This window comes from Streptomyces sp. SJL17-4 (genome assembly GCF_036826855.1).
Classification (GTDB): domain Bacteria; phylum Actinomycetota; class Actinomycetes; order Streptomycetales; family Streptomycetaceae; genus Streptomyces.
In genome coordinates, this window is the sequence record NZ_CP104578.1 from 4,700,788 (window position 1) to 4,711,853 (window position 11,066).

Annotated in this window: 11 protein-coding genes; 10 read left to right on the forward strand and 1 reads right to left on the reverse strand. The window is 72.9% G+C overall.

Annotation, left to right across the window (positions count from 1 at the left end; translation table 11 throughout):
• Positions 1-4: 4 nt before the first annotated feature.
• The 4 genes from N5875_RS21160 (at position 5) to N5875_RS21175 (ending at position 1,896) form a co-directional block, all read left to right on the forward strand.
• The gene (locus N5875_RS21160) at positions 5-760 is read left to right on the forward strand and encodes a type II secretion system F family protein (RefSeq protein ID WP_338499223.1); all 756 of its coding nucleotides are present in this window, start codon (positions 5-7) and stop codon (positions 758-760) included.
• Positions 761-873: 113 nt separating this feature from the next.
• Complete coding sequence (locus N5875_RS21165) at positions 874-1,095, forward strand: DUF4244 domain-containing protein (protein WP_338495411.1); 222 nt, start codon at positions 874-876, stop codon at positions 1,093-1,095.
• Positions 1,082-1,468: a TadE family type IV pilus minor pilin gene (locus N5875_RS21170; protein ID WP_338495413.1), complete on the forward strand. Its 387-nt coding sequence runs from the start codon at positions 1,082-1,084 to the stop codon at positions 1,466-1,468. Before N5875_RS21165 ends, N5875_RS21170 begins: the two co-directional genes overlap by 14 nt.
• Positions 1,465-1,896 (forward strand): Rv3654c family TadE-like protein, encoded by a 432-nt coding sequence (locus tag N5875_RS21175; protein ID WP_338495415.1) that lies wholly within the window; start codon positions 1,465-1,467, stop codon positions 1,894-1,896. The genes N5875_RS21170 and N5875_RS21175 overlap by 4 nt, the downstream gene beginning before the upstream one ends.
• Here N5875_RS21175 and N5875_RS21180 read toward each other — a convergent pair.
• Positions 1,781-4,315 carry a DEAD/DEAH box helicase gene (locus N5875_RS21180; RefSeq protein WP_338495416.1) on the reverse strand — a complete coding sequence of 845 codons (2,535 nt, stop codon included), beginning with the start codon at positions 4,313-4,315 and terminating at the stop codon, positions 1,781-1,783. The genes N5875_RS21175 and N5875_RS21180 overlap by 116 nt on opposite strands.
• Positions 4,316-4,397: 82 nt before the next feature.
• On the opposite strand from N5875_RS21180, the gene N5875_RS21185 reads away from it, so the two are divergent.
• The 6 genes from N5875_RS21185 (at position 4,398) to N5875_RS21210 (ending at position 11,037) form a co-directional block, all read left to right on the forward strand.
• Positions 4,398-4,751 carry an STAS domain-containing protein gene (locus N5875_RS21185; RefSeq protein ID WP_015034520.1) on the forward strand — a complete coding sequence of 118 codons (354 nt, stop codon included), beginning with the start codon at positions 4,398-4,400 and terminating at the stop codon, positions 4,749-4,751.
• A gap of 15 nt (positions 4,752-4,766) precedes the next feature.
• The gene (locus N5875_RS21190; RefSeq protein WP_318207995.1) at positions 4,767-5,225 is read left to right on the forward strand and encodes an ATP-binding protein; all 459 of its coding nucleotides are present in this window, start codon (positions 4,767-4,769) and stop codon (positions 5,223-5,225) included.
• Positions 5,226-5,466: 241 nt separating this feature from the next.
• Positions 5,467-7,776 carry a sodium-translocating pyrophosphatase gene (locus tag N5875_RS21195; RefSeq protein ID WP_338495417.1) on the forward strand — a complete coding sequence of 770 codons (2,310 nt, stop codon included), beginning with the start codon at positions 5,467-5,469 and terminating at the stop codon, positions 7,774-7,776.
• A 174-nt stretch (positions 7,777-7,950) separates the two neighbouring features.
• Positions 7,951-8,664: a small secreted protein gene (locus N5875_RS21200; protein WP_318207993.1), complete on the forward strand. Its 714-nt coding sequence runs from the start codon at positions 7,951-7,953 to the stop codon at positions 8,662-8,664.
• A 172-nt stretch (positions 8,665-8,836) separates the two neighbouring features.
• Positions 8,837-10,390 carry a methyltransferase gene (locus N5875_RS21205; protein ID WP_338495419.1) on the forward strand — a complete coding sequence of 518 codons (1,554 nt, stop codon included), beginning with the start codon at positions 8,837-8,839 and terminating at the stop codon, positions 10,388-10,390.
• Between the two features lie 449 nt (positions 10,391-10,839).
• Positions 10,840-11,037: a hypothetical protein gene (locus N5875_RS21210; protein WP_318207991.1), complete on the forward strand. Its 198-nt coding sequence runs from the start codon at positions 10,840-10,842 to the stop codon at positions 11,035-11,037.
• Positions 11,038-11,066 lie beyond the last annotated feature (29 nt).

Genomic DNA, 11,066 nt, shown 5'->3' on the forward strand with positions numbered 1-11,066 from the left:
GGCCGTGCAGGTGGCCGCGGTGGCGGCAGCGGCGATCGTCTTGTGCGAGCAGGGGGTGCGGGAGCTGGTGTGCGGGCGGAGGGCACGCGGGATGCGGCGTCGCTTGAGAGGCCTGCTGCCGACCCCCGCCCCGCCGCGGCGGAAAGAGCGGTCCGGGCTGCCGCGCCGGGTGGGGCAATGGCTGGCGCCCCTGGGGGCGGCTGGGCTCGGCTGGGTGCTGTTCGGGGTGCTCGGCGGCCTGTTGGCCGGCGTTCTGGTGGCGGCTTGGGTGCGCCGGGGAGTGGTTGGCCGGTCCGCCGGACCGGCGGACGCCGAGGACGACGCGGTACGGCATCTTCCGCTGGCCGCTGATCTGTTGGCGGCCTGCGCCTCGGCCGGAGCCGGGCCAGGAGAGGCGGCGGAGGCCGTCGGGCGGTCTCTGGGCGGCCCGCTGGGGGAGCGACTGACCCGTACGGCGGCCGAGCTGCGGCTCGGGGGCGAACCGGCTGAGGTGTGGCGGAGGTTCGGCGCGATACCGGGTGCCTCGGGCCTCGCGCGCTGCATGGAACGGGCCGGTTCCTCGGGGGCGCCCGCGGCGGAGGCCGTCGCCCGGCACGCGACCGCGCTGCGGTCGGCCCGCGCCCGGACGGCGGCGGCCAGGGCGCGCCGGGCGCAGGTGCTGATCAGCGGGCCCGTGGGGCTCTGCTTCCTGCCGGCCTTCCTGGCCGTGGGAGTGGCCCCGGTGGTGATCGGCCTGGCGACGGGACTCCTGGACGGGTGACGGGTGCCGGGCGACGGATGAACGGCATGACACGACGAGCACACGCGGGACGAGAAGCACACGCAGGACGAGAACGGCGAAACCGACAAGAACGACGAGTTGAGGAGTTCGGCATGGGGGTCAAGGTGGCGACGGCCGGTTGGTGGCGGACGCGGCGGGTGGCGGCACGCAGGGAGGCGGCGCATCGGGACGCGGGGATGACCACGTCCGAGTACGCGGTGGGGACGATCGCGGCGGCGGGGTTCGCCGCGGTCCTCTACAAGATCGTGACCAGTGGGGCGGTCTCGGGAGCGCTGGAGTCGATGATCGGGAAGGCTCTCGATGCGCCGTTCTGACCGGGGTTTCGTGACCGTGGAGGCGGCGCTGGTGCTGCCTGTCCTCGCCCTCTTCACGGTCACCCTGCTCTGGGCGCTGGCGGCGGCCGCCGCGCAGATCCGCTGTGTGGACGCGGCGCGGGCCGGGGCACGGGTCGCGGCCCGCGCCGAGCCCGTGGCCTCCGCCGAGTCGGCCGCGCGGGCCGCCGCGCCCGAGGGCGCCCGGGTCGCGGTGACGCGGTCGGGGGAGCTGTGGCGGGTGACGGTGGAGGCCGCGGCGCCGGGCCCCCGGGGGATGGGAGTGACCCTGCGGGCGGAGGCGGCGGCGCTCGCGGAGGACACGACGGTGGGCGGCCCGGCACCGGGCGCCCCGGAGAACGGAAGCCCACCGTGAGGGCCGGGGAGCGGGGCCGGGACCGGGGTGCGGCGACCGTGTGGGTGGCGTTCGCGGCCTGTGCGCTGTGCGTGGTGTTCGGGGCGGTGCTCGCGCTCGGGCAGGCGGTGGCGGCCCGGCACCGGGCCGGCGGGGCGGCCGACCTGGCGGCCCTCGCCGCCGCCGACCGGGCGCTGTGGGGCGAGGCCGAAGCGTGTGCCGCCGCCTCCCGGGTGGCCGCAGCGCAGGGCGCCGAGCTGGTGGGATGCGCGGTGCGGGGCGAGGTCGCGGAGGTGGCCGCCCGGGTCGTACGCGGCCCTTACCGGCCCGAGGTCAGATCCCGGGCGGGGCCGCCGCAGGCGGTGTCTCAGGCGCCTCGGGCGCGTCAGGTGTCTCAGGTGCCCCCGGCGCCTTCGGGGGCTCCGGGGCCTCCCGGAGGATTTCCGTGAGGAGGCGGACCGCGCCGCGCTTGTGGAGGGGGTCGTTGCCGTTGCCGCACTTCGGGGATTGGATGCAGGACGGGCAGCCCGCCTCGCACTCGCAGGAGGCGATGGCCTCCCGGGTGGCCGTCAGCCAGGCACGGGCCGTGTGGAAGGCGCGTTCGGCGAAGCCCGCGCCGCCCGGGTGGCCGTCGTACACGAAGACGGTGGGAAGCAGGGTGTCGGGGTGCAGCGGCACGGAGACTCCGCCGATGTCCCAGCGGTCGCAGGTGGCGAAGAGCGGCAGCATGCCGATGGAGGCGTGCTCGGCGGCGTGCAGGGCGCCCCCGAGGATCTCCGGGGTGATCCGGGCGGCGTCGAGCTGGTCCTCGGTGACCGTCCACCACACGGCCCTGGTGCGCAGGGTGCGGGGCGGCAGGTCGAGCTTGGTCTCGCCGAGCACCTCGCCCGTGATCAGGCGGCGGCGAAGGAAGGAGACGACCTGGTTGGTGACCTCGACGGAGCCGTAGCAGAGGCGGCCGGCTCCCCAGGGGATCTCGGTCTCGGTGTCCAGGACGGCGATGGAGGTGGTGTCGCGGGCGGTGGTGGAGTACGGCGGGACGGCCTCCTCCACGAGCGCCACGGAGTCCTTGAGGTCGAGTTCCCGCACCAGATAGGTGCGGCCCTGGTGGAGGTGGACGGCGCCCTCGTGGACGGCCGCGTGGGAGGCGGCCTCGTCGACGGTGCCGAGCAGCCGGCCGGTGCCGGCCTCCACGATCCGCACCGGGCTGCCGCCGCCGCCCCTGATGTCGGTGAGGTCGGCGGCCCGCTCGCGGCGGGTCCAGTACCAGCCGGTGGAGCGGCGGCGCAGCAGGCCGGCGCCCTCCAGCTGGGGGAGCAGGTCGGGGACGGCCGGGCCGAAGAGGGCCAGGTCCGCTTCGGTCAGCGGGAGCTCCGCGGCGGCGGCGCAGAGATGGGGGGCGAGGACGTACGGGTTGTCCGGGTCCAGGACGGTCGACTCGACCGGCTGGTCGAAGATCGCCTCCGGGTGGTGCACCAGGAAGGTGTCCAGCGGGTCGTCGCGGGCGATCAGGATCGCCAGGGCGCCCTCGCCCGAGCGGCCGGCGCGGCCCGCCTGCTGCCAGAGGGAGGCCCGGGTGCCCGGATAGCCGGCGATCAGGACCGCGTCCAGGCCCGAGACGTCCACGCCCAGCTCCAGGGCGGTCGTGGCGGCCAGGCCGAGGAGCTCGCCGGAGTGCAGGGCGCGCTCCAGGGCCCGGCGCTCCTCGGGGAGGTAGCCGCCGCGGTAGGCGGCGACCCGGCGGGCGAGCGCGCGGTCGGTCTCGGCGAGGCGTTCCTGGGCGATCACCGAGATCAGTTCGGCGCCGCGCCGGGAGCGTACGAAGGCGACCGAGCGGACGCCCTGGCGGGTCAGGTCGGTCAGCAGGTCCGCGGTCTCCGCGGTGGCGGTGCGGCGCACGGGCGCGCCGCGCTCACCGTGCAGCTCGGTCAGCGGCGGCTCCCACAGGGCGAAGACCAGCTCGCCGCGGGGGGAGGCGTCGTCGGAGACCTCGGTGACCGGCAGGCCGGTGAGGCGGCCGGCGGCGACGGCGGGTTCGGCGGAGGTGGCGGAGGCGAGGAGGAAGACCGGCTCGGAGCCGTACCGGGCGCAGATCCGGCGCAGTCGCCGCAGCACCTGGGCGACGTGGGAGCCGAAGACGCCCCGGTAGGTGTGGCACTCGTCGATCACGACGTAGCGCAGGGAGCGCAGGAAGGAGGCCCACCTGGGGTGGGAGGGGAGTATGCCCCGGTGCAGCATGTCGGGGTTGGTCAGCACGTGGTTCGCGTACTGGCGGACCCACTCGCGTTCCTCGACGGGCGTGTCGCCGTCGTAGACGGCGGGGCGGATCCGGTTGCCGAGCGGGGCGGCCAGTTCCCGGACGGCGCGCCGCTGGTCCGCGGCGAGGGCCTTGGTGGGCGAGAGGTACAGGGCGGTGGTCCCGCGACCGTTCGGGGCCTCCGAGCCGTCCAGGAGGGTGCTCAGGACCGGGGCGAGGTAGGCGAGCGACTTGCCCGAGGCGGTGCCGGTGGCGATCACCACGTTCTCGCCGTCCAGGGCGTGCTCGGCGGCCTCCGCCTGGTGTGCCCAGGGGTGCTCGATCCCGGCCGCCTCGATCGCCGCGATCACCTCCGGACGGATGCGGTGCGGCCAGACGGCATGACGACCCTCCCGGGCGGGCATGTGCTCCGTATGAGTGATGCGCGCGGCCCGGCTCTCGCCCGAGGAGAGCCGGTCGAGGACCATGCCGGGGGAGGGGCGGTTGCCCGTGTCTCCGGCCGGTCGACGGGGGCGCTGATTCTTGGCCATCGGCACCGAGTGTGTCACTGCCATGACGGACAATGCTTCCAAGGCGTCGTGCATGGCTGCTGGTAAGTGATTGAATGCCATCGCGGCTGGCGATCAGTTCCCTGACTCCCGCCCGGGAGACCCAGTGGGGACGATCGTTCGATAGCAAGGTGCTGGAGGATCCGTGGACCTGTCCCTGTCGACTCGCAATGTGTCCGGCGCTGGTGGTGACCGTACGGTCGTCGAGGTCGGTGGCGAGATTGATGTGTATACCGCGCCCAAGCTGCGCGAGCAGTTGGTCGAGTTGGTGAACGACGGCAGCTACCACCTGGTCGTCGACATGGAGGGCGTGGACTTCCTCGACTCCACCGGCCTCGGTGTGCTCGTCGGCGGGCTGAAGCGCGTTCGCGCGCATGAGGGCTCGCTGCGTCTGGTCTGCAACCAGGAGCGCATTCTGAAGATTTTCCGGATCACGGGTCTCACCAAGGTGTTCCCGATCCACACCTCGGTCGACGAGGCCGTCAACGCCGTCGACTGAGCCCAGGGGGTTCGTATGGCCACCGTTGAACTCCGCTTCAGCGCTCAGCCCGAGCACGTCCGTACGGCCCGCCTGGTGGCGGCCGCGGTCGCGCGCCGGGCCGGGGTGGACGAGGCGGTCCTCGACGAGGTGCGGCTCGCTGTCGGCGAGGCGTGTACGCGTGCCGTCGGGCTGCACCGCAGCAACGACGTGACGACGCCCATCAGGGTCGTGCTGACCGAGGAGGAGAAGACGTTCTCCATCGAGGTCGGCGACGAGGTCCCGGGTGCGGGGGTCGCGGCGGCCGATGCCGTCGGTGTCCCCGGCGCACGGGCCGCGGCCCCGGCCGAGGAATTCGACGACGCCGACGGTGAGGACGAGATGGGGCTCGCGGTGATCCGCGGGCTCGTCGACGATGTCGAGGTGAGCGCCGGCGAGGACGGCGGCACCATCCGGATGAGCTGGCCGGTGAGTTCGGCGGACGTCCTGTCCTGACCCGACCCGTACGGAGCCAGGAAGCGCAACGAGAAGAGGCCCTGCCCCGCAGGGCCTCTTCTCGTCGCGCCCGCAGTTCGCCCTGCTTGAAGCTCGCCCCGCCCGCAGCTCGCCCCGTTTGAAGCCCGCCCCGTTCCCCTCGAACCGGCGCGCCCCGAAACCGCCCCCTGATTGGTGCATCCGCGCGGGGGCTCTCCGGCATCCCCGTACGTGCCGGTTTGTCTCCCTATGATCCGTCCCCATGGACCCCACTTCTCTCGCCGCGGCGGTGCTCACGAGCGGGAACCGGACGATCGTGTACGTCGTCGGCGCCGTCGCCCTCGCCGCGCTGGTCGTCGCGTGGCTCCTCGTCCGCCAGGTACTCAGGGCCGGTGAGGGCACCGAGCGGATGAGGGAGATCGCCGCCGCGGTGCAGGAGGGGGCCAACGCCTACCTCGCGCGGCAGCTGCGGACCCTCGCCGTCTTCGCGGTAGTCGTGTTCTGCCTGCTGATGCTGCTGCCCGCGGACAACTGGTCGCAGCGCGCCGGACGTTCCCTGTTCTTCCTGGTCGGGGCGTTGTTCTCGGTGGTCACCGGATACATCGGCATGCGGCTCGCCGTACGGGCCAACGTGCGGGTCGCCGCGGCCGCCCGGGAGGCCACGCCGGCCGAGGGCGAACCCGAGAAGAACCTGACGGAGGTGGCGCACCGGGCCACCCGGATCGCGTTCCGTACGGGCGGGGTCGTCGGCATGTGCACGGTCGGCCTGGGGCTGCTCGGGGCGGTGTGCGTCGTGCTCGTCTACGCCGCCGACGCGCCCAAGGTCCTGGAGGGTTTCGGCCTCGGCGCCGCGCTCATCGCCATGTTCATGCGCGTGGGCGGCGGCATCTTCACCAAGGCCGCAGACGTCGGCGCCGACCTGGTCGGCAAGGTCGAGCAGGGGATCCCCGAGGACGACCCGCGCAACGCGGCCACCATCGCCGACAACGTGGGCGACAACGTCGGCGACTGCGCGGGCATGGCGGCCGACCTCTTCGAGTCGTACGCCGTCACCCTGGTCGCCGCACTCATCCTCGGCAAGGCGGCCTTCGGCGACTACGGCCTGGCGTTTCCGCTGATCGTGCCCGCGATCGGCGTGATCACCACGGTGATCGGCATCTTCGCCGTCTCCCCGCGGCGCTCCGACCGCGGCGGGATGAGCGCGATCAACCGCGGATTCCTCGTCTCCGCCGTGATCTCGCTCGCCGGAGTCGCCGTCGCCGCCTTCGCGTACCTGCCCTCCTCCTACGCCGAGCTGGCGGGCGTCACCGAGCCGGGCATCCAGGACCACGCCGGTGATCCGCGGGTCCTCGCCCTGGTCGCCGTCGCCCTCGGCATCGTCCTCGCCGCGCTCATCCAGCAGCTCACCGGCTACTTCACGGAGACGAGCCGCAGGCCGGTCAGGGACATCGGCAAGTCCTCGCTCACCGGCCCCGCGACCGTCGTCCTCGCGGGCGTGGCCCTCGGCATGGAGTCCGCCGTCTACACGGCGCTCCTGATCGGCCTGACCGTGTACGGGGCGTTCCTGCTCGGCGGCACCTCGATCATGCTCGCGCTGTTCGCCGTCGCCCTCGCCGGTACGGGCCTGCTCACCACCGTCGGCGTGATCGTCGCCATGGACACGTTCGGCCCGGTCGCCGACAACGCCCAGGGCATCGCGGAGATGTCCGGGGACGTGCGGGGCGCGGGAGCCCAGGTCCTCACCGACCTGGACGCCGTCGGCAACACGACGAAGGCCATCACCAAGGGCATCGCCATCGCCACCGCCGTCCTCGCGGCCTCGGCGCTCTTCGGCTCGTACCGGGACGCGATCGCCACCTCGGTCGCCGAGGTCGGTGCGAGGGCGGACGAACTGACGCTCTCCATGGACATCTCCCAGCCCAACAACCTCTTCGGCCTCATCATGGGCGCGGCGGTCGTCTTCCTGTTCTCGGGGCTCGCCATCAACGCCGTGTCCCGGTCCGCCGGATCGGTGGTCTACGAGGTGCGACGGCAGTTCCGCGAGCACCCCGGGATCATGAACTACACCGAGAAACCCGAGTACGGACGGGTCGTCGACATCTGCACCAAGGACGCGCTGCGCGAACTCGCCACGCCCGGACTGCTCGCGGTGATGGCTCCGATCGCGGTCGGCTTCGCGCTGGGCGTCGGCGCGCTCGGCGCGTACCTCGCCGGCGCGATCGGTACGGGTGCGCTGATGGCCGTCTTCCTCGCCAACTCCGGTGGCGCCTGGGACAACGCGAAGAAGCTGGTCGAGGACGGGAACCACGGCGGCAAAGGCAGTGAGGCGCACGAGGCGACCGTCATCGGGGACACGGTCGGCGACCCGTTCAAGGACACGGCGGGACCGGCGATCAACCCGCTCCTGAAGGTGATGAACCTGGTGGCGCTGCTCATCGCCCCGGCGGTCGTGCGGTTCAGTTACGGGGGCGACGCCAGCGTCGGTCTGCGGGTGGCGGTCGCGGGGGTCGCGGGGGTCGTGGTCATCGCCGCGGTACGAGTCTCCAAGAGGCGTTCCGTGACCGTGTCCTGACAGGACGTCCGGGCGTGGTGTCCGTCTCATTTCCGGGTGTGTTCCCGGCGCGTGAGGCGTCTCTCCCTTGGTTCAAAAGACTGCAATACAGGGTGAATCAGTCGCACGAAAGGTGGAAGTAGCCCGTTCGGCGTGTATGTTCCGGGGCCGAGAGCCTTGGAAGGGACCGATCCGGTGAACAAGAAGCTTGCGGCCGCACTGTCCGGCGGCGCGGTACTCGTGCTCGCGCTGTCCGGTTGCAGCGACGACGAGGGCAACAAGGTGGACGACTGGGCGAAGACGTTCTGCGACCAGGCGAAGCCCCAGATCCAGAAGCGGGCCGACGCCCACCAGATCATCATTTCGACGGCGGCGGACAGCAAGCCCGCGGAGATCCAGGCCGCCGACTCGAAGGCGTTCCAGGACATCGCCGACGCCGACCGGGCGCTGGCCAAGGCCGTCGAGAGCGCCGGCGCCCCGCCCGTCGAGAACGGCGAGAAGGTCCAGCAGGACGCGATCAAGGAGCTCAACGCGACCGCGGTGGCCTACGAGGGCCTCAAGAAGCAGGTCGACGCGCTGGACCCGACGAACCAGCAGAAGTTCGCGGACGGCCTCCAGGGTGTCGCCGACGGTCTCACCAAGATCGAGAAGATGGACCAGAACGCCCTGTCCAAGCTGGAGGAGGGCGAGCTGGGCCAGGCGATGGCCAAGCAGCCCGGCTGCCAGAAGCCCACGGCCTCGACCCCGCCGAAGGCCTCCGGATCGGCTTCCCCGAAGCCCGGCTCCACCGCGTCGGGCTCCTCCGACAAGGGCTCGGACTCGTCGGACTCCTCGGACTCCTCCGAGCCCACGGGGAAGGCCTCGACGAAGCCGGCCAAGAAGACCTCGTCGGCCAAGACCGAGGAGTAGTCCCGCCCGGGACATCCCGCCCGTCCGGACCCGGTGGCAGCGGCGATCCGCCGCGCGCCGCCGGGTCGACGGCTTTCCGCCGCCGGGTCGACGGACGTCCCCAGCCCGGCTCGACGGCGTCCCCCGCCGGGTCGGCCGCCCGGTTGTCGGTGGCGGCGGTCACAATGGAGCGGTGAGTACGACCAGCCTGCCTCCCCGCCTCCCGGTGCCCGCGCACGCCGCCCGTCTGCGCGAGACGCTGCTCGCCGCCGACTTCACCGCCGACGGACTCCTCGACCTGCTCGGCGCCCCGGCCTACGCCGCGCTCGCGCGCAGCGAGACCGTTCCCGCGCTGCGCGCCACCCGCGGTGACTCCCCGCTGGAGACCCTCGTGCGGCTCTTCCTGCTCCAGCAGGCCGTCGGGCACGAGCGGGCCGCCGCCGCGCTCCCGCTCGACGAGGCCCTCGCCGACGGCTGGGTGGTCCGCGAGGACGACACCGTCTCCGCCACGGTCGACATCCGGCCGTACGGCGGCCCGGACGGTGAGGACTGGTTCATCGTCTCCGACCTGGGCTGCGCCGTCGGCGGAGCCGGCGGCATCGGGAAGAAGGACGAAGGGGTCGTCCTCGGGGTCGGTGGCGCCTCCACCACGCTCGCCGGCATCACGGTGCGTACGCCGGTGTCCTCCGCGCTCGACCTCGGCACCGGCTCCGGTATCCAGGCGCTGCACGCCGCCCAGCACACCACCCTGGTCACCGCCACCGACCTCAACCCGCGCGCCCTGGACTTCACGCGGCTCACCCTCGCGCTCTCCGGGGCGCGGGAGGCCGAGTTGCTGGCCGGTTCGCTCTTCGAGCCGGTCGACGGGGACACGTACGACCTGATCGTCTCCAACCCGCCGTTCGTGATCTCCCCCGGCGCCCGGCTCACCTACCGGGACGGCGGGATGGGCGGCGACGACCTGTGCCGCACGCTCGTGCAGCAGGCGGGCGACCGGCTCAACGACGGCGGGTACGCCCAGTTCCTCGCCAACTGGCAGCACGTCGAGGGCGAGGAGTGGCAGGACCGGCTGCGGTCCTGGGTTCCCGCCGGCTGCGACGCCTGGATCGTGCAGCGCGAGGTCCAGGACATCACCCAGTACGCCGAGCTGTGGCTGCGCGACAGCGGCGACCACCGCGGCGACCCGGACGCGTACGGCGAGGCGTACGGGCGCTGGCTCGACGAGTTCGAGGCCCGCAAGACGCGCGCGGTGGGCTTCGGCTGGATCACGATCCGGCGGAACGAGGCCGTGGCGTCCGGCGCCGTCGAGCCGTCGATCGTCGTCGAGGAGTGGCCGCACCCCGTCGAACAGCCCCTCGGCCCCACCGTCCTCGCCCACTTCGAGCGCCAGGACTACCTCCGCTCCCACGACGACGCGGCCCTGCTCGCCGACCGGTTCACGCTCGCGCCCGAGGTCGTGCAGGAGCAGGTCGGACTGCCCGGCGCCGAGGACCCGGAGCACGTCGTGCTCCGGCAGAACCGGGGCATGCGCCGTGCCACCCGGGTCGACCACGTCGGCGCCGGGTTCGCCGGGGTCTGCGACGGCACGCTCAGCGCGGGCCGCATTCTCGACGCGATCGGGCAACTGATGGGCGAGGACCCGGTGATACTGCGGGACCGCACCCCGCAGGCGATCCGGCTGCTCGTGGAGGAGGGCTTCCTGCTGCCCGTCGCCGAGGGGGCGTCCGAGGGCGGCACCGCCGCCTGATGTGATGTTCCGTTTCGTCCCTGCCGCGCGGCTCGCCGTCGGCGGTGGCGCGGTCTCCCGGCGGGTGCTGTTCGACCGGACGGCCCCGCCGTGTTCATCGGAACCCTGCTGGTCGGACCGCTTCTCCAGGTGTTCTTCCTCGTCTGCCCGGGGCGGGCACCGGGGCGCCGGCGACCGTTTCCCTCTCGTGGGGAACGCCGTCCTCGCGGCTTCCGCCTCCTGTGTGTCGGCGGCACGACGGACGTCGCGATGTGACAGAAGAGCGGGGCGGGAGGGCCGCGACGTGCGGGAAGCGCCGGAAGTGAGGAGTGGGTCACTACCGGCCATCTTCGTGAAACCGTACGGGATGCTCCGCGTCGTTCACCCGGAATTCGCACCCATGACGCCGGGAGGTGTCAGCCTCGGCAGCGGGAGACCAACACCGCACGTGAACGGAACGGGGTACGGGCATGGAGAGCGGGCCGGCGATCTTCGCGGGGGCGGCGTTCACGCTGTTCGGAGGCGCGCTGCTGCTGTGGACCACCGTGCGGACACTGCATCGTGAGCCCGTCGCCCACGGGGTCGCGCCGCGTGCCGCCGTCGCGCTGACGAGCCTCTTCGGCGCCGCCTTCCTCGTCCTCGGCGTCTGGTGCTTCGGTCGCCTCTGACCCCCTCCCCGATCCGCCTCCGACCCCTT